Below are 23,626 nucleotides of genomic sequence, written 5' to 3' on the forward strand. Positions count from 1 at the left end.
CGCCAATCTCCTGTGGGAAGGGAAGTCATGCGCCGGTGATAGGAGAATAGTGTGACAAGCCTGCAATGCTTGCAAAACGCGTTTGGTTCCTGCACAGGAAAAGAAAAATTTTGCGAGGCTGCGGATGACTTTGATTGCGCTTTCCGGCGAGCTGACGGATGCCGGACACCAGCTGGTGCAGCGTGTCTATTACGAGGACACGGATTTCTCCGGCGTCGTCTATCATGCCCGATACCTGCATTTCATGGAGCGGGCGCGTACCGATTATCTGCGGCTGCTTGGCGTCGAGCAGGCGACGCTGGCGATCGAGGGCGATACGGAAGGCCTGGTTTTCGTCGTTCACCGCATGGAGATCGATTTCAAGCAACCGGCACGTATGGACGATATCCTGACGATCACCACGGTGACGGAAAAAGCTGGTGGCGCCAAGATGGTGCTGAACCAGGAAATCCGCCGCGAGGGCACGCTTCTGATCGCCGCCAAGGTGATCATCGCCGTCATCAACGGGCAGGGGCGGCCGCGGCGGCTGCCGGAGACCCTGGGCAAGAAGTTCCTCGGCCAGGGTTGAGTTTCAGTCTCCGGCCTCGACGGCTTTCAGCATCGCCTTCGTCAGGCTCTGTTTCCAGTCCTTCGCCTCGGCCCAGGGATCGGTGCCGCTTTCCAGCCGCTTGAGAATATCGGGGATATGAAACCCGTTGGCGGCTTCGAGATCGTTCAGTTCGTCCCAGCCGACGGGCGTGGCGACAGGGCCATTGGCGCGGGCGCGCACCGAATAGGGGGCGACGGCGGTGGAGCCGCGCTCATTGCGCAGCCAGTCGATGAAGATGCGGCCCTTGCGCTTGGCCTTGGACATGGTGGCGATGTAGTTGTCCGGATCATTGTCGGCGATCTTGGCGGAAAGGCCTTTGGTGAAGGCCTTGGCCTCTTCCCACGGCGCGCGGCGCGACAGCGGCACGATGACATGGATGCCCTTGCCGCCGGAAACCATTGCGACGGATTTCAGGCCAAGCTCTTCGAGCGCGTTGCGAAGCGAGACGGCAGCCTGTTTGACGGTTTCGAATGTCACGCTCGGATCAGGGTCGAGGTCGAAGACGAGCCGGTCGGCGGAGTCGAGCCTGTCGATGGTCGAGCCCCAGATATGCAGCTCGATCGTTCCCATCTGCACGGCGGCAACCAACCCTTTCGCATCATTGACGTAGAGATAATTGGCCATATCGCCATCGGATTCCTTGATGGGAACCTGATGAATTTCATCGGGGAAACCGTCGCCGGCATGTTTCTGATAGAAACACTGATGATCTGGTCCCTGCGGGCAACGCAGGATCGAGGCGGGGTGGTCGGCAGCGTAGGGCAACATTCGATCGGCGATGACGCCGTAATAGCGGGCGAGGTCGATCTTGGTGATATCCGGATCGGAAAACAGCAAACGGTCGGCATGGGTAATGCGGATACCAAGCACGTCGCCGTCCGCATCCTTTTGCCTGCGCGCCGGACGTTTCTTGTCCGCAGGCGGCTCGGCCGGTGCTTCCGCTTCATTCGCCGCGGCTCTGGACGGTGGTGTTGGGTTCTTCGTTTCTGGTGTCACGGCGGAAGCCTCCTTGTCTTCACGCAGGCCCTGAAAAGCCCCGTGACGGATATGACCATCGTCGGTAAACTCGGCGAAATCGACCTCTGCAACAAGCTCCGGCGTCAGCCAGACAGCGTCACGGGCAATCTCCTTCGGGACCGCGTCGAAGGGTGACGTCTTGCGCTTCAGCTTCAGGAAGCGTTTGGCCATGTCTGCCATCGTGTCTTCTTCAAACCCGGTGCCAACGCGGCCCTGATAGACGAACCTACCGCCATCATAGGCGCCAACCAGGAGCGAGGCGAATGGGCGGCCGCGTTTGTCGGAGGGTGAATAGCCGCCGATGACAAACTCCTGCCGTTTCGTGCATTTGATCTTCAGCCAGCTGCCGACCCGGCCTTCGCGATAGGGGGCATCGGCTTTTTTGGCGATGATGCCTTCTTGCCCAGACTTGCACATGGCCTGGAATACTTTCTCGCCATTGCCACGGACATGTTCGCTGTACTGTACCGATCGGCTTGGGCCGAGTGTGTCCAAGAGGGCTTTCAGCGCCTTCTTGCGCTCGATCAGCGGTTGCTTGCGCAAATCCTTGCCGTCGAGTTGCAGCAGATCGAAGGCATAGAACCGCGTTTCACCGCCGGTCTTGATCGCCTTCTGCAAAGCGGAGAACTTCGAGCCTTCGTCGGAGGCAGCGACGGCTTCGCCGTCGATCAATGCGGTATCGCAATCCAAATCGGCTAACCCATGGGCGATGTCGGGAAATTTTTCCGTCCAATCCAGTCCGGTGCGGGTGAAGCAGGTGATGCCGTCCTTGCCGATGGAAACAATCAGACGGTAGCCGTCAAACTTGGCTTCGTTCAGCCAGCCGTCGCCTGCCGGTGCTTCGGCGGTAAGGGTCGCGAGCTGCGGCTTGATGAAGGCGGGCGCCTTGCCCGTGCGTTTCCGCGCACTTCGTGGCTCAGAGGGTTCTGCGGCAACGGCACCAGCCTTGACGTTGGCGGCAGCACTTTTCGCCGATTCCCAGACATGGGCTTTCTTTTCCCCCTGACTGGCCGCGATCTCCTCCATTGAACGGCCGGTTTTCACGCTGGTCAGGTTGTCCGTCAGCAGGCTTTCGCCGTCCTCGCCGGTCTCTTCGTCATGCTCCTTGATCAGCAGCCAGTTCTCGCGCTTTTCGCCGTTGCGTGGTTTCATCCGTACTAGTGTCCAGCCGCCGTGCATGCGCTGACCATGGATATGGAATTTCAGCTTGCCTTCCTTGAGGCCTTCATCGGGATCGTTGTCCGGTTGCCACCAGCCGGTGTCCCACAGCATCACCGTGCCGCCACCATATTGCTTTTTCGGGATCGTGCCTTCGAAATCGCCATAGGCCATAGGATGATCTTCGGTGCGCACGGCAAGCCGCTTGTCCTCCGGGTTGATGCTTGGACCGCGCGTCACGGCCCAGCTTTTCAAAACGCCCTTCCATTCCAGCCGGAAGTCGTAGTGCAGCCGAGTTGCATCATGTTTCTGCACTAGGAAGAGTTTGCCCTCCTTGGCTGGTTTTGGTGCGCCCTTCGGCTCGGCGGTCTTGGTGAAATCGCGCTTGCGGTTGTATTCGGAGAGAGATTCTTGATGATCAGCCATGACGGTGCCTCAGGCGGATTTTTTCTTCGGGGCGGCTTTCTTGGGTGCAGCTTTTTCGCCGCCGCCTTCGAGGCTCTTTTTCAGAGCCGACATCAGGTCGACGACATTGTCGCCGCGCTTGCCGGTTTCGTCCTCGTCTTCGACCTCGATCTTTGCCTTCTTGCCCTTGAGCTTTCTCTGCACCAGCTCTTTCAGTGCGGTCGAATAATTGTCCTTGAAGGTGGTGGCATCGAAAGGTGCGGTCTTCTTGTTAATCAACGCGGTTGCGACCTCCAGCAGGTCGTCGTCCGAGGTTTTGCCGGAAAGGCCATGGAACATCGGATCGGCTTTGCGCAGCTCGTCGGCGTAATGCAGCGTCTCCAAAAGCAGCCCGTCACCGCAGGGTTTAATGGCAGCGATATATTCGCGGCCACGCAGCGTCAGCTGGCCAAGCCCCACCTTGCCGGATTTGCGCAGAGCATCCCGAACCACCCGATAGGCGTCCTCGGCCAGATCGTCGGAGGGAACGACGTAGTAGGGTTTGTCATAGTAGATCGGTGAAATTTCCGAGGCGTCGACAAACTGGACGAGTTCAAGCGTCTTCTTGGTCTCGAGCTTGACGGCGTCGATCTCCTCCGGCTCAAGCAGGACATACTTGCCGCTCTCATACTCGTAGCCTTTGACGATCTCGTCGGTATCAACGGGTCCGATGCCATCGACGACTTTATCGTAGTGGACAGGCTTGCCGGAAGGTTCGTGGATCTGGCGGAAGGCAAAGCGTGCGCCGGTCTTGGTGGCGCTGAACACTTCGACGGGAATGGAAACGAGGGAAAGGCGCAGCTGCCCCTTCCACAATGCACGCGATACCATGTCTCCACCTTTTCCGTGTGTCGGTGTTAGTGCGGAATATTTGTCGTGTTCGTGTCGCGGGATAACAGACGTTCCAGCGCCGCCACGTCCTCGCTGGTAATCACCGGCACCGGATCGGCGACCATGGCCTGCAACACGTCCGGCGAGAGGGCGCCGTTCTCGATCGCCCATTCCAGCGCTTCACGCGTCTCGCGCTCTGCCCGCAGTTGCGCGTAAAGCGCAAGGATGAGGCGGTCGCGATGATCGAAATGCGGCCGGGAGGGTCGTTTGGACGATTTCTTCGGCGTGATGGTGCTCATGGCCGTGTAACGCGGCGAGGGGCGGATTGTTCCGGTGCCAAGTCTTGGCAAAGATGACATTGCAGTGCGGCAAAGTAATACTCTCTTAACCATAATGATGTCTTAATGCGCATATTAGGGTTTTGTGCAGTGCACGTCATCCTTTCACCAAGATTGAACGCAAGAAGGCAGACAGGAAGCTTAAAGATCGGCATGACGCCGGTTATCGGCAGCTGCCGGGTCAATCTTGCAACAATGACGTTTGAGCACCCTGGCTGTGAGCATGTGACTGCTCTTGCCGGGCGTTTGGATTCGGGGATTTGAGAACGATGGAACAGGTTGGATTGGCTGCGGCGACGACAGACGTAACGCTGTGGTCGCTATTCATGCAAGCGGGCTTCGTGGTGAAGCTGGTCATGCTGGGACTGATCGGCGCTTCGATCTGGACCTGGGCGATCGTCGTCGACAAGACACTGAAATTCGGCAAGGCCCGCCGCCAGCTGGACGCCTTTGAACAGGTGTTCTGGTCCGGCCAGTCCTTGGAAGAACTCTACCGGACACTGTCCGACCGGACGACTTCCGGCATGGGGGCGATTTTCGTCTCGGCCATGCGCGAATGGAAAAAGTCGTTCGAGCGCGGCGCCCGTTCGCCGATCGGTCTGCAGATGCGTATCGACCGGGCGATGGACGTCACCCTGTCGCGCGAAGCCGAGGCGCTGGAAGCCCGGCTCGGATCGCTGGCGACCATCGGTTCCGCCGGTCCGTTCGTCGGTCTGTTCGGTACGGTCGTCGGTATCATGACCTCGTTCCAGGCCATCGCCGGATCGAAGTCGACCAACCTTGCGGTTGTTGCTCCCGGTATCGCCGAGGCGCTTCTGGCAACCGCGATCGGCCTTCTCGCCGCTATTCCGGCGGTTATCGCCTACAACAAGTTCTCCGCCGATGCCGGCAAGCTGACAGCCCGCATGGAAGGTTTTGCCGACGAGTTCTCGGCCATTCTTTCGCGCCAGATCGATGAAAAGCTGCAGCCGCGCCAAGCGGCACAGTGACGGCCGCACAGTAAAAGCCTGAGCGGCACGAAGACGGAGATAGACCATGGGTATGTCAGCAGCAGGTGGATCGAAGGGTGGCGGCCGTCGCCGTGGCGGCCGTAGCGGCCGCGGTGGCAAGGGCGTCATGAGCGAAATCAACGTGACGCCGTTCGTCGATGTCATGCTGGTGCTTTTGATCATTTTCATGGTTGCAGCACCGATGATGACGGTCGGCGTGCCGATCGACCTGCCGGAAACGCAGGCCAAGGCGCTGAACGCCGAAACCCAGCCGATTACCATTTCAGTCAAGAGTGACGGCCAGGTCTTCCTGCAGGAAACACCGATCCCGGTCGAAGAGGTCGCCGCCAAGCTCGAAGCGATTGCCACGACGGGCTACAGCGAGCGCATCTTCGTGCGTGGGGATGCGACGGCGCCTTACGGCGTGATCGCCGATGTCATGGCGCGCATTCAGGAAGCTGGCTTCAAAAATATCGGTCTCGTCACCCAGCCGCAGAAGGGCCAGTAGAGCGCTTACGATGAAGAGCAGTCTCATCACATCCGCTGTGCTGCATGGCCTGGTTCTGACCTGGGCGCTGGTGTCGCTTGGCAGTCCCAAATCGTTCGAGGTCTCCAGCATGGAGTCCATTCCGGTCGATATGGTGTCTGTCGAAGAGCTGACCCAGTTGCAGCAGGGAGACGCAAAGGCTCCGAAGTCCGAAAAGCCTTCGCCTATTCCAACAAAAAAGCCGGCCGAAATCAACAATGGTGAAAATACCGGCGACAACAGCGTCGATCTGAAAACACCGCCGAAACCGGAATCCAAGCCGATCGAGAAGGAATCGACCGGCGCGATAAAGTCTGAAGAGAAGCCGCTGCCGACACCTGAACCGGTGAAGGAAGACACGCCCGAGGTGACCGAAGAAAAGCCGGCATCAGAGCCTGCGACGGAGGTCGCTTCACTGCCGGAGCCGAAGCAGGAGGTCCAGCCCGACCCTAAGCCTGCGGAGACCCCTGCCGAGGAGAAGCCTGCGGAAAATCCGGATGCCGAAGCCCTGCCGGAGAAGGTTCCGACACCAATGGCAAAGCCCAAGGTGGAACAGCCGGCGCAGACGGCCAAGACGCCCGATCGCAAGAACGAAGAAAACAAGACGGAAAAGAAGAAGACGTCGACAGCGATGAAATCGGATTTCGATGCTGACGAAGTGTCCGCTCTCCTCAACAAGCAGGATTCGTCCGGCGGCGGCACGAAGCGGTCCACCGAAACGGCTTCGCTGGGCGCGAAGAAAACGACCGGCAACACACTGTCTGCCGGCGAATTGGACGCGCTACGGGGCCGGATTCAGAATAACTGGTCCGTTGTTGCCGGGATCTCCGGTGCCGAAGGGTTGACGATCACGGTGACGATGCAGCTCGACAAGAATGGCGAGATCATCGGGCGGCCTGAAGTGGTTGCGTCCGGCGGAACGGATGCGGCGCGGCGGACCTTCGAGGGCAGCGTGCGGCGCGCCATCATGAAATCGGCGCCGTTCGATAATCTGCCCGCAGACAAATACGAAGGTGGCTGGAACGAAGTGGTCGTCAATTTCGATCCAAGCTCCATGCTTTAGAACACACACGAATGAATGGCTGAAAGGCTCCGTTACAATGTTGAAACGCAATCCCTTCCGTTTTCTGATCGCGCTCGCGACGATGGTCACTCTTGCGATCGCGCCCGCACATGCGCGTGTGGAAATCAATATCAACAAGGGCAATGTCGAGCCCCTCCCGATCGCCATCACCGACTTCCTGCAGGGTGAACTGGGCCAGAAGATTTCCGACGTCGTCGCAGCCGACTTGAAGCGCTCTGGCCTGTTTGCGCCGATCGCCAAGACGGCCTTCATCGAGAAGATCACCAATCCGGATGCTGCTCCGCGTTTTGAGGACTGGAAAGTCATCAATGCGCAGGCGCTGGTCACCGGGCGCGTCACCCAGGAAGGCGACGGCCGTTTGAAGGCTGAGTTCCGCCTGTGGGATAGTTTTGCCGGCCAGCAGATGGCAGGCCAGCAGTTCTTCACCCAGCCGGAAAACTGGCGCCGTGTCGCCCATATCATCGCGGATGCGATCTATGAGCAGATTACCGGTGAAAAGGGCTATTTCGATACCCGGATCGTCTATGTCGCTGAAAGCGGCCCGAAGACGGCGCGCAAGCGGCAGCTGGCCATCATGGACCAGGATGGCGCCAATGCCCGCGGCATCACCAATTCCAACGATATCGTGCTGACGCCGCGTTTCTCGCCGAACAAGCAGGAAATCACCTACATGTCGTTCGAGGGCAACGAGCCGCGCGTCTATCTGCTGCAGCTCGAAACCGGACAACGCGAAGTGGTTGGCAATTTCCCCGGCATGACCTTTGCGCCACGCTTCTCGCCGGATGGCCAGCGGGTGATCATGAGCCTGCAGCAGGATGGCAACGCCAACATCTACACGATGGACCTGCGTTCGCGCACCACGACCCGCCTGACCTCGACCGCTGCGATCGATACCTCGCCGTCCTATTCGCCGGATGGCGGCCAGATCGTCTTCGAAAGCGACCGTGGCGGCCGCCAGCAGCTCTACGTCATGAGCTCCGGTGGTGGTGGACAGAACCGTATCTCGTTCGGCGATGGTTCCTATTCCACTCCAGTCTGGTCGCCGCGGGGAGACCTGATCGCCTTCACCAAGCAATCGGGCGGCAAGTTCTCGATCGGCGTGATGAAGCCGGACGGTTCGGGCGAACGCATCCTGACGACCGGCTTCCACAACGAAGGTCCGACCTGGGCCCCGAACGGCCGCGTCCTGATGTTCTTCCGCCAGAACGCCGGTGCCGGTGGCCCGCAGCTCTATTCGATCGACCTGACCGGTTATAACGAGCAGCTGGTCCAGACCAAGGGCTTCGCGTCCGACCCGGCCTGGTCGCCGCTTCTCGAATAGCCTCCTCGAATAGCATCGTGACGGTGCGGCGGGAAATAAGGCGAAATTGCCGCTTTCTCGCCGCAAAGGACTGATCTAGCAAGCCTTCAAGCCTATTTTGACAAACTGTTAACCATATCCGTTGAAATGGGATTAACCGCTTCCGGTTACAGTCTGGCAACCCTGAATTCAGACCATCCAAGGAGACCGGCCCATGAGCCGCATTCACGCCCAGGCCGCAGGCCGCATGCAATCCATCGCCCGCAACCCGATCATGATCGCTCTCTTCGCCAGTCTGGCACTTGCCGCCTGCGCTAAGAAGCCGATGAACAGCGCCGGTGATCTCGGTCTCGGTGCCAACTCTGCGGCGACCCCGGGTTCGACCCAGGATTTCACCGTCAATGTCGGCGACCGCATCTTCTTCGATACGGACTCCACCTCGATCCGTGCAGATGCCCAGGCAACGCTCGATCGTCAGGCTCAGTGGCTGGCCAAGTACCCGAACTACGCCATCACGGTCGAAGGTCATGCCGACGAACGCGGCACCCGCGAATACAACCTGGCATTGGGCGCACGCCGTGCCGCTTCGACCAAGGAATATCTCTCCTCGCGCGGTATCTCAGCCTCGAAGATCCGCACGATTTCCTATGGCAAGGAAAAGCCGGTCGCCGTCTGCGACGACATTTCCTGCTGGTCGCAGAATCGCCGCGCCGTCACGGTTCTCGGTGGCGCCGGTATGTAATTGCCGGTCTGTGTGACAGCCGGACTATTCTTCAAATGCAAGGGGCCGCGTGTTTTTCACGCGGCCCTTTTTCACATCACCGGGCTCCGGCATGCGCTGCGATCGCACCGATGATCTGCTGCCAATCGTTCCGGTGCAGCTCATGGCCGCCGCCGTCGATCCGCTCCAGTTTCGCGCCCCTGACGGCGTTTGCCAGAGCCTCCCCATGGACGACCGGAAAGATGGGATCCGCGGTTCCGTGAATGACGAGGAGGGGAACGCGCAGGTCGGCTGCAGCCAGGCGCTTTTCACCGTCGCCGCCTTCAACCAGGAAGTGGTTGGTCGCGTTCGCAAACGAGCGGGCACGATCCATGTCCCGCTCGATCACCTGAAGCGCCGCGCCAGCGTCATGCGGATGGGCCGTGCCGGCAATCATGCGTACGTCGCGTACCATGAAATCGACGACATTTGCGCGGTCGTTCCAGTCAAGGGTCTCTGCCGTCGCCGCATGCGCGCTGTAGTCCTCCGTGAAATTTGGCAGACCGTCGATTCCAAGGGGGCTTGAACTTATGATTGTGAGCGTCCTGACGCGACCCGGATGGGAAAGCGCGACGCGCTGGGCGATGGAGCCGCCCAGCGACATGCCAACGATGCCGGCGGATTTGATCCCGTATTCGTCGAGGACCGCCACGGCATCTTCCGCCATGTCGGAAAGGGTATAACCGGGTTTTCCGAGCGGGTAGCTGGTAGACAAGCCGGTATCGCGATTGTCGTAGCGGATGACAAAATGCCCTTGCTCGGCAAGTTGCTCGCAGAATTCTTCCGGCCACCATAGCATTGAGGCCATTGCACCCATAATCAGCAGCAAGGCCGGGTCGGAAGGATGGCCGAATGTCTCGGTGGCGATCTCCACGCCGCCGCGTTTGATTGTCATATCCGCCATATCTCGTCCTTCAGATTGCGAAATAAAACCGGTTGCATAATGAATTCGGTTTTGGGATTTTACAAGAGGATTTTCCCCGCGGTCGTGGTTTCAATCGACGTACGGCCGAAAGAGTGGCATTCGGGCTGTTCCTTTCTTTTTTGTCACACTTTGACCGAACTCCGTTGCTTTTTGAGGCCAATTGGAAAACTGTGCGGCAATCATCAAGTGACCGATTTGAATCGGTTCGGGTGAGAGTGGATACACAAACAGGACACATGACATGAAACATTTTGTCGTGGCGGGATTGATCGGCCTGACTGCCTTTGCGGGGTTTGGACAGACAGTGACCGCCATGCCGCTTTCCGCGCTGTTTAACCGCGCAATTCACGGCGAAGCCCAATCGCCGGGCAAGGCGCCGCTGCTCAAGGTCCAGTCGAGTGAGGTTGGACGCATCGGGCAGCTCGAGGAACAGATCCGCTCTCTCAACGGGCGTATCGAGGAAATGAGTTTCCAGCTTCTGCAGATGCAGGAGCAGATTCGCAAATTCCAGGAGGACAACGAGTTTCGTTTCCAGGAACTGGAAGGCGGCAAGTCTACCTCGACCAAGAAGAGCCAGCTGGAAACACCACGCAACAATGATCAGGCTTCCGGCACCGCGCCGGCAGCGACTGATCAGGCAACGGCAACCGATCCCAACGCAGGTTTGGGATCGGATACTGCTGCCGGTACCAACACGGGCGCGCCGTCATCGACGCTTGGCCAGATCGTCTTTGACGAAAACGGCAATCCCGTCGCTGCGAACCAGGACACGTCGAGCCTTGAATCAACGCTTCCCGGTGCCGATCAAGGCATCAACCAGACCCCGGACAGCCAGCAGCAGACGGCAGCACTGGACAATCCCGGCGATCTCTACCAATCAGCCTATGGTCATGTTCTGACGGGCGATTACAGCCAAGCCGAAAACGAATTCCGCAGCTATCTCGAAGCGTTCCCGAAGGGCGAAAAAGCCGCGGATGCCAGCTTCTGGATGGGCGAGGCACAATATTCCCAAGGCAAGTTCAACGATTCCGCCAAGACGTTCCTGAATGCGCATCAGGCCTACAGCAAGTCGCCGAAGGCGCCGGAAATGCTGTTGAAGCTCGGCATGTCGCTGGCGGCTCTCGACAACAAGGACACGGCCTGCGCCACGCTACGCGAGGTCAACAAACGCTATCCGAAGGCTTCGCAGGCGGTGAAGACCAAAGTAACGAGCGAACAGGGCCGCCTTGCCTGCTGAGGCGGACCGCGCCGCACCGCACGCCACCATTGATGCGGCAAAACGATTTCTCTCCACGTTCAAGACTCCGGGCATGATCCTGGCCGCTGTTTCCGGCGGCAGCGATTCAAAAGGCCTGCTTCTGGCGCTGCATGAAGCGATCACGCTCGGCGGCTTTTCAGCTTTTTCGCTGTCAGCCTGTACCATTGACCATGCGCTGCGGCCTGAATCCACCGAGGAAGCACGCGCGGTCGCGGCTTTCTGCGCTGAAAAAGGCATTCCGCATACCATCCGCCAATGGCTGGGCGATAAGGCGGCGACAGGACTTCAGGCGGCTGCGCGGGCAGCGCGCTATGGGCTCCTCGCCGATGCCGCTCAGGACATAGGAGCCCTCTGCATCGTCACCGCCCATAGCGCCGATGACCAGATCGAAACGATTGCCATGCGGCAGAGCCGGTCGGAGCCCGATGCGCCCGGTCTCGCCGGTATGGCAGCGGGAGTACTTGTTGACCGTCGCGCGTGGGTCTGGCGTCCCTTTCTCCATCTGCGGCGGGCTGACATCCGCGCCTTTCTCGCGGCGCGGGGCGAGGGGTGGTTTGATGATCCAAGTAATAGCAACCGGCGTTTCGAGCGCGTGCGCATGCGGCAGGCGTTGAATGAGGATGGGTCTTCTTCGGTAGATATATTTGTTGCCGCTAGGGCCCGGTTTGGCTCGAGCGCGCGCGTCGCGCTGCTGATCTCCCGGCATGCGCATGGTTTCGATGGGCTTGTGGCGCGGATCGATCCTGCACTCTCAACCCGTATGGCCGACCTTGACTGCACGCGCGCGGTGCTGTCCATCGCAGCTGTGGTTGGCGGACGCCATCATCTTGCCGGCCGCGAGACGGCCGCAAGGCTTGCTGCGTTTCTAAGAGACGCAGAGGGCGGGCGGATGACGGCCGGGCGCGTGGTATTCGATCGCCGCAAATCCGGGCTCTATCTCTATCGCGAAGCGCGGGGGCTGCCGCAAGTCGAGCTTCAACCCGGTGAGCGCTTCCTCTGGGATGACCGTTTTCTCGTCAGCAATACCGGTCCGGACCGCATTGCCGTTCGTGCAGGGGGCGAAACGGCCGAATTGCGCGCGAGACTGATTGCCGCAGGCCTGCCGGAGCCGGTGGCCAAGCGTGCCGTCAAAGCGGCGATCACTTTTTCCGCGGTAACGGAGGGCTCATATCGTCACGACGCCGCGAACTCCCTGCCACCGAGGCTTTGCGTGCAAACCAGTATCGGCCCCTACGACACCTTTTTGCCGTGTTTTGACCTGATGATGGCCAATAGCATCGCCACGCTCTTTGGACGTGATAACTATCTTTCTCCTCCGGTTCACGATGTTTTGACGGAAAAGTCAGGTTAGTCTTGAGTTTGCCTTGGCAAGCCGGTTACGCAACCCTATGTTAGGTGCAAGAAAGCAGCCACAAATCATTGCGGTTTGCGACAGAGGTTCCGGGGAGTTCGATGAACCCTAATTTCAGAAATTTTGCACTTTGGGCAATCATTGCCCTGCTGTTGATCGCGCTTTTCAGCATGTTCCAGCAACCGGCGGAGCGTACCGGATCGAAGGAAGTTCCTTTTTCCCAGTTCCTGAAGGACGTTGATGGAAGCCGCGTCAAGGAAGTTGTCATCACCGGCAACAAGGTGATCGGTTCGTATGCCGAAAGCGGCGCGACCTTCCAGACCTATGCGCCTGCGATCGATACGACGCTGACCGAGCGTATGGAAGCCAAGAACGTGACCGTGACGGTTCGCCCCGAAACCGACGGCTCCTCCGGATTCCTCAGCTATGTCGGCACGCTGCTTCCGATGCTTCTCATCCTTGGTGTCTGGCTGTTCTTCATGCGTCAGATGCAGGGTGGTTCGCGTGGTGCAATGGGCTTTGGCAAGTCCAAGGCCAAGCTTTTGACCGAGGCTCACGGCCGCGTGACGTTTGACGACGTCGCAGGCGTGGACGAAGCCAAGCAGGATCTTGAGGAAATCGTTGAATTCCTGCGCGATCCGCAGAAATTCCAGCGCCTCGGCGGCCGTATTCCGCGCGGCGTACTGCTCGTCGGCCCTCCCGGTACCGGTAAAACGCTGCTTGCCCGCTCCGTGGCCGGTGAAGCCAATGTGCCGTTCTTCACGATTTCCGGTTCGGACTTTGTTGAAATGTTCGTCGGTGTCGGCGCATCGCGTGTCCGCGACATGTTCGAGCAAGCCAAGAAGAATGCGCCCTGCATCATCTTCATCGACGAAATCGACGCCGTCGGCCGCCATCGCGGCGCCGGTCTTGGCGGCGGTAACGATGAGCGCGAACAGACGCTCAACCAGCTGCTGGTCGAGATGGACGGGTTTGAGGCCAATGAAGGCATCATCCTGATCGCTGCGACCAACCGTCCGGACGTTCTCGACCCGGCACTGCTGCGTCCAGGCCGTTTCGACCGTCAGGTCGTCGTTCCGAACCCGGATATCAACGGCCGCGAGCGCATCCTCAAGGTGCACGTCCGAAACGTTCCGTTGGCCCCGAATGTCGATCTCAAGGTTCTGGCTCGTGGTACGCCCGGTTTCTCCGGTGCCGATCTGATGAACCTCGTCAACGAAAGCGCCCTGATGGCCGCACGCCGCAACAAGCGCGTCGTCACCATGCAGGAATTCGAAGACGCCAAGGACAAGATCATGATGGGCGCGGAACGCCGTTCGTCCGCCATGACCGAAGCCGAAAAGAAGCTGACCGCCTATCACGAAGCCGGCCATGCCATCATGGCGCTAAAGGTTCCGGTGGCCGATCCGCTGCACAAGGCGACGATCATTCCGCGCGGCCGAGCACTCGGCATGGTCATGCAGCTTCCCGAAGGCGACCGCTATTCGATGAGCTACAAGTGGATGGTTTCGCGTCTCGCCATCATGATGGGTGGCCGTGTTGCCGAGGAAATCACCTTCGGTAAGGAAAACATCACCTCCGGCGCGTCTTCCGATATCGAGCAGGCAACCAAGCTTGCCCGGGCGATGGTGACGCAGTGGGGCTTTTCCGACGTGCTCGGACAGGTTTCCTATGGCGAAAACCAGCAGGAGGTTTTCCTGGGGCATTCGGTTTCACAGACGAAAAACGTCTCTGAAGCGACGGCCCAGAAGATCGACAACGAAGTTCGTCGCCTGATCGACGAAGCTTATATGGAAGCTCGACGGATCATTACCGAGATGCACAGCGAGTTCGTTGCCATCGCTGAAGGCCTGCTCGAGTACGAGACGCTGACCGGCGAAGAGATCAAGTCTCTGATCCGCGGCGAAAAGCCTGCTCGTGACCTCGGCGACGATTCGACGCCGCATCGCGGTTCGGCCGTTCCGTCGACTGGAACCAAGAAAGACGGCTCTGTCGGCAAGGGCGATGAAGCCGAAGGCGGTTTTGAACCGCAGCCGCAATAGGCGCCTGCCGTTAGAAAATGGTCTTAAAGCCGCTGTGCCGTAGGGTGCGGCGGCTTTTTTGTGTGCAGGGCCGGGTGAATACGGTTTCGGCCATTCCTGATTGGTAACGCGCTGTAATGATTTCTGATGATACAACAGGATGCTGTTGCAGATATTTTATGGCAAGACGTAGCGATGATCGCCCGAAAGTATGCATCGGCTTTTGAGCAAATGGCAGGCATAAAGGACGCTGGGAATACTCTGGGGAATCGCCAGAATATGACGGGACCGGGCTATGTGTTCTTGCTCTGGCAACGTGCGGCCCTGCTGCGATCGCTGAGAATGACGGGGAGGTTTGCCGGACGTGATGTCCTGGCGACCCTGCGGGCGACGGTGCTGCGGCACCTTTGAGATGATGGAGTTTTTATGAAGCGCAAATATTTCGGCACGGATGGCATTCGCGGCCAGTCAAACCTGTTTCCGATGACACCGGATCTTGCAATGCGCGTCGGCATTGCCGTCGGCACGATCTTCCGCAACGGCGCACACCGTCACCGGGTGGTGATCGGTAAGGACACGCGGCTATCCGGTTACATGCTTGAGAACGCGATGGTAGCAGGCTTTACCGCAGCGGGGCTGGACGTCTTCCTTCTTGGTCCGATCCCGACACCGGGCGTGGCCATGCTCACCCGGTCGCTTCGCGCCGATGTTGGCGTGATGATCTCGGCTTCGCACAATCCCTTCGAGGATAATGGCATCAAGCTGTTTGGCCCGGACGGATACAAGCTGTCCGACGACCTCGAAGGCCAGATCGAGGATCTGCTCGACAAGGATATGACGGCGCAACTCGCCAAGTCGCAGGAGATTGGCCGCGCCAAGCGCGTCGAGGGGGACATCTACCGCTATATCGAACATGCCAAGCGCACATTGCCGCGTGATGTGACATTGCAGGGCCTGAGGATCGCCATCGACTGCGCCAACGGTGCTGCCTACAAAGTCGCGCCGCTGGCCCTGTGGGAGCTCGGGGCCGACGTCGTGACGATCGGAAACGAGCCGAACGGCACCAACATCAATCTCGACTGTGGATCGACTCATCCTGCTGCGTTGTCGAAGAAAGTACACGAGGTGCGCGCCGATATCGGTATCGCGCTTGATGGCGACGCCGATCGCGTTGTGATCGTTGACGAGAACGGCACGGTCATCGATGGCGACCAGTTGATGGCGGTGATCGCCGACAGCTGGGCAACGGAGGGTATGCTGAAGGGTGGCGGTATCGTTGCGACCGTGATGTCCAATTTGGGTCTGGAGCGCTACCTGAACGGACGTGGCCTTGACCTGCATCGCACCAAGGTCGGAGACCGTTACGTTGTCGAACACATGCGTCAAGGTGGGTTCAATGTCGGCGGCGAACAATCCGGTCATCTGGTTCTGTCCGATTTCGGCACGACCGGCGATGGTCTTGTGGCTGCGCTTCAGATCCTTGCCTGCGTCAAACGGCAGGGCAAACCGGTCAGCGAGGTTTGCCATCGTTTCGAACCGGTACCGCAAGTGTTGAAGAACGTCCGGGTTTCGGCGGGCATGCCGCTCGAAAATGTCAGCGTCCGTCAGGCGATTGCCGATGCTGAAGCTGAATTGGCCAAGAACGGCCGGTTGCTGATCCGTCCATCCGGCACCGAGCCGCTGATCCGCGTGATGGCGGAAGGTGACGACCGGGCACAGGTGGAGCGGATCGTCGATGAGTTGATTGGTGTGATCGGCAGCGCCCGCAACGTCGCCTGATATTTTCTTTTTCAGACAGACTTAAAGAAACCGGGTTTTGCCCGGTTTTTTTGTTCGTTGTTTCATTAAGATCATACGTTGCTTGCGGATGAAGCAAAATCCTTAACAGTTACGGTAAATTTTTGTAGTTAATCGGACCTTAACCTTTCCTATTCATGATCAACCTCAACAACCATGTATTGGGGGCCGGGTTACCGGCAGACCATCAACAAGACGTATTGGAGTGAGGCCATGAAGACTATATTGATTGGCGTTGTTGCGGCTATGCTGAGCAGCGCTGCAACCTTCGCTGCGGACCTTTATGAGCCGCCCATCGAGCAGCCGATTGCCGAGCCGGTCCAGATCAGCGAAGCCAGCGGCTGGTATCTGCGCGGCGACGTCGGTTACGCCTTTACCAATTTGCGCGGTGCCCATTTCTATCAGGGGCCAGGCCGTGACGTTCGCGATTTCGACGATGCTGATCTCGATGATACCTGGACTGCCGGCGTCGGTGTCGGTTACCAGATCAACAATTATCTGCGCACGGACGTAACGCTCGATTATCTCGGCAACGCAGATTTCAAGGGTTCGACGACGGGTGGCTGCGGTGTCGCTCTTGACTGCACCTCGCGCGACATTTCGAAAATGGCGGCTTGGAGCCTGATGGCCAATGCCTATGTCGATATCGGTACCTATGGCTCCTTCACTCCTTATGTGGGCGCAGGCATCGGCGGTACGCAGGTTCGTTGGGACAAACTGCGCAACACGAGTTGCGAAACGGCCGACCCGAGCAATTGCGATCCGTCCTTCGAGCATGAAGGCAGCCGCAAATGGCGCTTCACCTACGGCCTGATGGCTGGTACCGCAATCGACCTGACCTGCAACCTCAAGGCTGACGTCGGCTATCGCTTCCGCCATATCCTTGATGGCGACATGTTCGGCTACAACGCAAACAGCGGTCCTGGTTCGGACAAGGGTGTCTATGTCCACGAAGCCCGCGCCGGTCTGCGTTACTCCTTTGGCGGTTGCCAGGAAGCTTACATCCCGCCGGCCGAGCCGATCGTCTATAAATAAGCGAATCACGCTTTGCCTTCAAAGGCCGTCCGGTATTCCGGGCGGCTTTTTAATTTGTGTCAGGCAAATTGGTTAAGAGACATGCTTAACCTGGGGTTAACCGGGCGGTGCGATGATTAACGCCTGCAGACGCGGGCGAGGGGCTTCCCAGGCGCCGCGCATGGTTTTCAAGGGCGGTACAATGAACTGGCGGCACACACTCCTCAACGCTTCTGCGCTCACGCTGCTGGTTGCAGCCGGCCCTGCAATGGCGGCGGATGATCTCCTTGATGCACCAGAGGTCAGTATTTCGGCGGTGGAATCCGGCACGCAGGGTTTTTATCTGCGCGGCGATGTGGGCTATTCCGGCTGGACGCGGGAAGGTGATCCGTCGCTTCGCCTGTTTGATGCCGGTATCGGCACGACCAGTTCCGCTCCCTTCGATAATGCCCGGTTCGACAAGCCGTTCTCCGGCTCTCTCGGGGTGGGTTATCAATTCAACGACGTGTTGCGTGCCGACTTGACCGGTGACTATTTCGACGGGCGGTTTGATGGTGATGGCGAAGCTGCCATTCCGTGCGATGGCGAAGCGGTGGGGACCTCTTGCGCCGGACGCGCCGGAGCCGGTTTCAAGGCGATCGGCGTCATGGCGAACGGTTATGTCGATATCGCCACCGTGGCCGGGATAACACCCTATCTCGGTGCTGGCTTGGGTATGACACAGCTGCGCTGGAACGATGTTTCGCTGCGAACCACATGCGTACCTGGTGCAGCCGCCTGCTCAGGCGCAGCACCACTCGACCAGACTTTTGATGGGGATAGCAGCTGGCGCTTCACCTATGCGCTGATGGCCGGTGTTTCCTATAATATCAACGATAAGTTGAAGTTCGATGTCGGTTACCGGTATTCGCAGATCGCCGATGGCAACATGTTCGGCAGCAGCGATATCACAGGCCGCGACGATGGCCTCGGCCGTCACGAGATCCGCGCAGGTCTGCGTCTGTCGCTCTGGTAGGTGAGGGGCCAGCAGGCGCCGTTAAACCGTACTCATCGGGCCTGCGACCTGATCAGTTCCACGAGTTGCATTTTTCCCGCGATTGCAACTGAACCCTGAATGGAGAGATGCCCGGTATCGCGATAGATCGCGATACCGTCGATCGAAGTGTCGCATCCGCCGGAGTGGCAGAGAAAAGGATCAAACCGGATGATGTCGACATTCGCAGCGGCACTGACCGCGTAGAGTATGCCGAGAACGGATTTTCTGGCTTGTTCGTATGACGCTTGGTTGATTTGACACCCGTTCATTGCTCCGAGGATGGGAAGCCCCCGCTGCAGCCTTTCCGTGCATCTGCCGATATCAAGCCCGCTTTGCGGAGGCGGTGCGATGATGACGATTTTTTTTCCCGCGGCTCGCACAGCGTCGATCGTGGCCTTCAGGCCTTTAATTGCCGCCACCTGTTGCGCGTCTTCAAGCAAATAGGGTTGACCGGCATCCTTACGCACCAATAGTTGATACTGCGTGCCGTCAAGATATTGAGAGAGCAGGCTGGACAGCACAACGATTTTGATCGAACTATTTTTTTGCAGGTACGCAAGGACTGAATCGTTGAAAGCAACGCAGCTACGCGCCCAGTTGATGTCGTAGGCGCTGTTGTGATCCTCAGAAACCGGCGCGACGCCAAGCATGGGGCCGCATGTATTGCGGGTTGCCTGCACAACGCCGCCCGCGTTCATTGCCGGGCTCGCAATGCCACCGAGCAGATGCATTGCGTAGGAATCACCCCAAACCATTATCTCAGGCTCGTCGGATGTGCGGCATTCCGCGATCGGCTCAAAATTTGCTGTGAACGCACATTTTTCACTGAGGCCATGGTTGGAGCGGCGAAGCTCCTCATAGTTTCTGGTTGGCGCCGTCGCGAAGGCAGCCCCTCTTGAAAGCAAGAGGACGGCGAGGGAGGCAGTAAGGCTTGCCGCAAAGATCTTCATCGGATTGGTAAGCGGCATAAAGCGCAACGGCTTTTCTATCGTGCGGTTGAGGATCACTGCTAATGCAATGGACAACAGCAGAACGCCTGCGCGCCACGCCAAAGGCGGGTGTTCGTTGCCCGCCTCGCCCAGCCACGCGTTGTTCAAGAACGCGAAAAGCGGCCAATGAACCAGATAGAGAGAGTAGGAAATATCTCCGAACTTTCCCATCATGCCAACAAGGCGCGATGTTTGCAGCGCCGGATGTCTTCTCAGAATGATCACAAGAGTTGCAACGCAAATAGCGAGTGCATTCAAACCGGGATGACGTCCGAATTCAGGCACGAATGGCAGGACCAGAAGACCGATGAGGGCCGGCCAGAAAGCCAATTTCAGCCATTTCGGAGGGGAGCCGTTCCTCACGGAGATGAGGGCTCCATAGGAGCCGATGCCAAGTTCCCAGGCCCGAGTCGGCAGAAGATAGAAGGCGGCGGCTGCGTTTTTCTGCGCGAGCAGCCAGCAGAATGCCAGACTGGCGACGATGACAGCCATCGTCGCGATTTTCCAGAACCGGCGCGGTAACAGATAGAGGGTTATTGGAAGCAGGAAGTAATATTGTTCCTCGATTGCGAGAGACCAGATGTGCAGAAGCGGCTTAAGCTCGGAGGCCCCCTCGAAATATCCCGATTGTCTGAGCAAGCTGAAATTTGCGGTGAACGTCAAGGCGCCGACGAGTTGCCGCTGGAAATCCCGCATCTCGCTTGACGCCAGAAAAAATGGGGCGAGTAGTGCCGCGCCCAGAAAAGTTGCGTAGGCGGCGGGCAACAGCCGTTTGGCGCGCCGGACATAGAATGTCCACAGGTTGAACTTGCCCACTTGAATTCCATCGCGGATCAGGCCGGTGATGAGAAAGCCGGAGATGACGAAGAACACATCGACGCCCAGGAAACCGCCATGGGTGAAGCCGATATTGGCGTGATAGAAGAGGACGACCAGAACCGCAAAGCCACGCAGGGCCTGAATGTCGGCACGCATCTTGTGATCGTGGCTAGGGATGTTGTGAAGATAAGAGGATGGCACTGTACTTAGACCTTGGCGGAATATTCCGTATGCCTAATTTACAGACTGCTTACTTTTGTCAATTTCAATCGCTATCGGCTGGGCAGAATGGATTGCACCGCTGTGGGTTTTATCGCCAACTGGTGCTCCCCGCGCCAAAAATCTTTTCAGAAACGACACATCATTCTTGACTTCCTGGCCCGTCCGCAATATCCACGGCGGCAGGCCACCTCTCCCTAACGAGAGGCTTTCTATCTGGAAGGATAGCTTTGATGACGACCCCTGCGACACCGGAATTGCGTCCGGTAAACACCCATTTTTCTTCTGGTCCCTGCTCCAAGCGCCCCGGTTGGTCGCTTGATGCGCTCTCTGATGCGGCCCTCGGGCGCTCGCACCGTGCCAAGGTTGGCAAGAGCAAGCTGAAGCAGGCGATCGATCTCACCCGCGAAATTCTCCAGGTTCCGGCGGACTACCGCATCGGTATCGTGCCTGCCTCCGACACCGGCGCCGTCGAAATGGCGCTCTGGTCGTTGCTTGGGCCCCGTGGCGTCGACATGGTCGCCTGGGAGAGCTTCGGCTCCGGCTGGGTTTCCGACGTCGTCAAGGAGCTGAAGCTCCCCGACACCCGCAAGTTCGTTGCCGATTACGGCAAGCTCGTCGATTTCGACCAGGTCGATTTCGACCGTGACGTCGTCTTCACCTGGAACGGCACCACCTCTGGGGTCCGTGTTCCCAATGCCGACTTCATTCCGGCCGACCGCAAGGGCCTGACGATCTGCGATGCCACATCTGCCGCGTTTGCGCAGGACCTCGATTTCGCCAAGCTCGATGTCGTCACTTTCTCCTGGCAGAAGGTTCTGGGCGGGGAGGGCGCGCATGGCATTCTCATCCTCAGCCCGCGCGCTGTCGAGCGGCTGGAAAGGTATGAACCTTCCTGGCCGCTGCCGAAGATCTTCCGCATGATCAAGGGCGGCAAGATCATCGAAGGCATCTTCCAAGGCGAGACGATCAACACCCCGTCGATGCTGTGCGTCGAGGACTATATCGATGCGCTGAACTGGGCAAAGTCGCTCGGCGGCCTCAAGGCACTGATGGCGCGGGCCGATGCCAATGCGCAGGCTATCGATGACTTCGTTGCGAAGACCGACTGGATTGCCAATCTGGCGGTCGATCCGGAAACGCAGTCAAACACCTCGGTTTGCCTGAAGATCGTCGACAAGGACGTTGCAGCGCTTGATGCTGCCGGTCAGGACGCCTTTGCCAAGGGCATGGTCGCGCTGCTGGAAAAGCAGGGCGTCGCCAATGACATCGGCGCCTACCGCGATGCGCCGTCCGGGTTCCGTATCTGGGCCGGTGCGACGATCGAGACTTCGGATATCAAGGCGCTGATGCCCTGGTTCGACTGGGCATTTGCGACCCAGAAGGCAACGCTGTCTCAGGCAGCGGCCTAACCGGTTAGACCGCGCCAACAGGGCGCGGTCCTCCTCACCAATCAGAATTTTTGACGAAACCAATGGAGGCCTCTCATGGCACCGCGCGTACTCGTATCCGATGAACTGTCGGAAACTGCCGTCCAGATTTTTCGTGATCGCGGCGTAGACGTCGATTTCCAGCCGCAACTTGGCAAGGACAAGGAAAAGCTTGCCGCAATCATCGGTAATTATGATGGTCTTGCGATCCGCTCCGCCACCAAGGCGACGGAAAAGCTGATTGCTGCTGCGACCAACCTCAAGGTCATCGGCCGCGCCGGCATCGGCGTCGACAATGTCGATATCCCGGCTGCCTCGCGCCGCGGCATCATCGTCATGAACACGCCGTTCGGCAACTCGATCACGACGGCCGAACATGCTATCGCGCTGATGTTTGCCGTTGCCCGCCAGCTGCCGCAGGCCGACACGTCGACCCAGGCCGGCAAGTGGGAAAAGTCCAAGTTCATGGGCGTCGAGATCACCGGCAAGACGCTTGGCGTCATCGGTGCCGGCAATATTGGCGGCATCGTCTGCTCGCGTGCCATCGGCCTGAAGATGCATGTGCTCGCCTATGACCCCTTCCTGTCAAAGGAACGGGCCGAGGAAATGGGTGTCACCAAGGTCGAGCTGGATGAGCTGCTCGCCCAGGCCGATTTCATCACCCTGCACGTGCCGATGACCGACAAGACGCGCGGCATCCTCAACCGCGAGGCACTGGCCAAGACCAAGCCCGGTGTGCGCATCATCAACTGCGCCCGTGGTGGCCTGGTTGACGAACATGCACTCGCCGATGCCATCAAGTCCGGCCATGTCGCCGGCGCCGGTTTCGACGTGTTCGAAGTCGAGCCTGCAACGGAAAGCCCGCTGTTCGGCCTGCCGAACGTCGTCTGCACACCGCATCTCGGCGCCTCGACCACGGAAGCGCAGGAGAATGTCGCGCTGCAGGTTGCCGAGCAGATGTCGGATTATCTGGTCAAGGGTGCGGTCTCCAACGCCATCAACATGCCGTCGATCACGGCTGAGGAAGCTCCGCTTCTCAAGCCTTTCATCCGGCTTGCAGACGTGCTCGGCGCCTTCGTTGGTCAGGTGACGGAAAGTGCGATCAAGGAAATCGAGATCCTTTACGATGGATCGACCGCTGGAATGAACACCAAGGCGCTGACGAGTGCTGCCCTTGCCGGTCTCATCCGCAGCCAGGTTTCAGACGTCAACATGGTTTCGGCGCCGGTGATGATCAAGGAAAAGGGCATCATCCTGTCCGAGGTCAAGCGCGACAAGTCGGGCGTCTTTGATGGTTACATCAAGCTGACTGTGACGACCGAGAACCAGACGCGCTCGGTTGCTGGTACCGTCTTTTCCGATGGCAAGCCGCGGTTTATCCAGATCAAGGACATCAATCTGGACGCCGATGTCGGCAATCACATGGTCTACATCACCAATACCGACGTTCCCGGCATGATCGGCTTCATTGGCATGACGCTAGGCGATGCCGGCGTCAACATCGCCAACTTCCAGCTCGGCCGCCACAATGCCGGCGCCGATGCGATTGCGCTGCTCTACGTCGACGGCGCTGTGTCGGAAGACGTGCTCGACAAGCTGCGCGCCAACCCGGCCATCCGGGCTGCAAAACCGCTGGTCTTCAACGTCGATTAATCAGCTGAAAGGTTGATGGCTTCGAAGAATTGAGAGGCAAACGCGCCGGATGCTCTCCGGCGCGTTTGCCGTTGATGA

General features: G+C 58.9%; 20 protein-coding genes. 15 read left to right on the plus strand and 5 right to left on the minus strand.

Annotated elements, in window-relative coordinates:
• The first annotated feature begins 124 nt into the window (after nt 1-124).
• Entirely contained in the window at nt 125-568 is a 444-nt protein-coding gene (gene ybgC, locus ACP7E0_RS19095; RefSeq protein ID WP_426126879.1) for a tol-pal system-associated acyl-CoA thioesterase, read from the plus strand.
• A 3-nt stretch (nt 569-571) separates the two neighbouring features.
• Here ybgC and ligD read toward each other — a convergent pair whose 3' ends face one another.
• Genes ligD through ACP7E0_RS19110 form a run of 3 tightly spaced genes read right to left on the minus strand, consistent with a single transcriptional unit; the run spans nt 572 to nt 4,338 of the window.
• Nucleotides 572-3,190 (minus strand): DNA ligase D, encoded by a 2,619-nt coding sequence (gene ligD, locus ACP7E0_RS19100; RefSeq protein ID WP_426126881.1) that lies wholly within the window; start codon nt 3,188-3,190, stop codon nt 572-574.
• 9 nt (nt 3,191-3,199) lie between these two features.
• A complete protein-coding gene (locus ACP7E0_RS19105) occupies nt 3,200-4,039 on the minus strand; it encodes a Ku protein (RefSeq protein ID WP_426126882.1) in 840 nt (279 codons plus the stop codon).
• Between the two features lie 26 nt (nt 4,040-4,065).
• Nucleotides 4,066-4,338 carry a hypothetical protein gene (locus ACP7E0_RS19110; protein WP_426126883.1) on the minus strand — a complete coding sequence of 91 codons (273 nt, stop codon included), beginning with the start codon at nt 4,336-4,338 and terminating at the stop codon, nt 4,066-4,068.
• Nucleotides 4,339-4,646: 308 nt separating this feature from the next.
• Between ACP7E0_RS19110 and tolQ the strand changes: the two genes are divergently transcribed.
• The 5 genes from tolQ to pal all read left to right on the plus strand — a co-directional run bounded on the left by tolQ (nt 4,647) and on the right by pal (nt 9,018).
• Nucleotides 4,647-5,366 carry a protein TolQ gene (gene tolQ / locus ACP7E0_RS19115; protein WP_426126885.1) on the plus strand — a complete coding sequence of 240 codons (720 nt, stop codon included), beginning with the start codon at nt 4,647-4,649 and terminating at the stop codon, nt 5,364-5,366.
• Nucleotides 5,367-5,412: 46 nt separating this feature from the next.
• Nucleotides 5,413-5,874 (plus strand): protein TolR, encoded by a 462-nt coding sequence (gene tolR, locus ACP7E0_RS19120; RefSeq protein WP_113317157.1) that lies wholly within the window; start codon nt 5,413-5,415, stop codon nt 5,872-5,874.
• 10 nt (nt 5,875-5,884) lie between these two features.
• On the plus strand, nt 5,885-6,955 hold the full coding sequence (locus ACP7E0_RS19125; protein ID WP_426126886.1) for a hypothetical protein: 1,071 nt from the start codon (nt 5,885-5,887) through the stop codon (nt 6,953-6,955).
• A gap of 37 nt (nt 6,956-6,992) precedes the next feature.
• On the plus strand, nt 6,993-8,297 hold the full coding sequence (gene tolB / locus ACP7E0_RS19130; protein ID WP_426126888.1) for a Tol-Pal system beta propeller repeat protein TolB: 1,305 nt from the start codon (nt 6,993-6,995) through the stop codon (nt 8,295-8,297).
• A 193-nt stretch (nt 8,298-8,490) separates the two neighbouring features.
• A complete protein-coding gene (gene pal / locus ACP7E0_RS19135) occupies nt 8,491-9,018 on the plus strand; it encodes a peptidoglycan-associated lipoprotein Pal (protein WP_426126890.1) in 528 nt (175 codons plus the stop codon).
• A 76-nt stretch (nt 9,019-9,094) separates the two neighbouring features.
• On the opposite strand, the gene ACP7E0_RS19140 is transcribed toward pal, so the two are convergent.
• Nucleotides 9,095-9,940, minus strand: coding sequence for an alpha/beta fold hydrolase (locus ACP7E0_RS19140; protein ID WP_426126892.1), 846 nt, complete (start codon nt 9,938-9,940; stop codon nt 9,095-9,097).
• Between the two features lie 262 nt (nt 9,941-10,202).
• On the opposite strand from ACP7E0_RS19140, the gene ybgF reads away from it, so the two are divergent.
• From ybgF to ACP7E0_RS19175, 7 genes are all read left to right on the plus strand, one after another.
• A complete protein-coding gene (gene ybgF / locus ACP7E0_RS19145; protein ID WP_426126893.1) occupies nt 10,203-11,198 on the plus strand; it encodes a tol-pal system protein YbgF in 996 nt (331 codons plus the stop codon).
• A gap of 73 nt (nt 11,199-11,271) precedes the next feature.
• On the plus strand, nt 11,272-12,570 hold the full coding sequence (gene tilS, locus ACP7E0_RS19150) for a tRNA lysidine(34) synthetase TilS (RefSeq protein ID WP_426127040.1): 1,299 nt from the start codon (nt 11,272-11,274) through the stop codon (nt 12,568-12,570).
• Nucleotides 12,571-12,671: 101 nt separating this feature from the next.
• Nucleotides 12,672-14,612, plus strand: coding sequence for an ATP-dependent zinc metalloprotease FtsH (gene ftsH / locus ACP7E0_RS19155; protein WP_426126895.1), 1,941 nt, complete (start codon nt 12,672-12,674; stop codon nt 14,610-14,612).
• 126 nt (nt 14,613-14,738) lie between these two features.
• Nucleotides 14,739-15,002 carry a hypothetical protein gene (locus tag ACP7E0_RS19160; RefSeq protein ID WP_426126897.1) on the plus strand — a complete coding sequence of 88 codons (264 nt, stop codon included), beginning with the start codon at nt 14,739-14,741 and terminating at the stop codon, nt 15,000-15,002.
• A gap of 15 nt (nt 15,003-15,017) precedes the next feature.
• Nucleotides 15,018-16,370, plus strand: a complete 1,353-nt coding sequence (glmM, locus tag ACP7E0_RS19165) for a phosphoglucosamine mutase (RefSeq protein WP_426126898.1) — start codon at nt 15,018-15,020, stop codon at nt 16,368-16,370.
• Nucleotides 16,371-16,601: 231 nt separating this feature from the next.
• Nucleotides 16,602-17,423, plus strand: coding sequence for an outer membrane protein (locus ACP7E0_RS19170; RefSeq protein WP_426126900.1), 822 nt, complete (start codon nt 16,602-16,604; stop codon nt 17,421-17,423).
• 181 nt (nt 17,424-17,604) lie between these two features.
• Nucleotides 17,605-18,417: an outer membrane protein gene (locus ACP7E0_RS19175; protein WP_426127042.1), complete on the plus strand. Its 813-nt coding sequence runs from the start codon at nt 17,605-17,607 to the stop codon at nt 18,415-18,417.
• 32 nt (nt 18,418-18,449) lie between these two features.
• Here ACP7E0_RS19175 and ACP7E0_RS19180 read toward each other — a convergent pair whose 3' ends face one another.
• A complete protein-coding gene (locus ACP7E0_RS19180; protein ID WP_426126902.1) occupies nt 18,450-20,402 on the minus strand; it encodes an acyltransferase family protein in 1,953 nt (650 codons plus the stop codon).
• Nucleotides 20,403-20,698: 296 nt separating this feature from the next.
• On the opposite strand from ACP7E0_RS19180, the gene ACP7E0_RS19185 reads away from it, so the two are divergent.
• Entirely contained in the window at nt 20,699-21,877 is a 1,179-nt protein-coding gene (locus tag ACP7E0_RS19185; RefSeq protein ID WP_426126904.1) for a phosphoserine transaminase, read from the plus strand.
• Nucleotides 21,878-21,952: 75 nt separating this feature from the next.
• Complete coding sequence (gene serA, locus ACP7E0_RS19190; RefSeq protein WP_426126905.1) at nt 21,953-23,548, plus strand: phosphoglycerate dehydrogenase; 1,596 nt, start codon at nt 21,953-21,955, stop codon at nt 23,546-23,548.
• Nucleotides 23,549-23,626 lie beyond the last annotated feature (78 nt).

The sequence above is a fragment of the Pararhizobium sp. PWRC1-1 genome, from assembly GCF_049897905.1.
Classification (GTDB): domain Bacteria; phylum Pseudomonadota; class Alphaproteobacteria; order Rhizobiales; family Rhizobiaceae; genus Pararhizobium.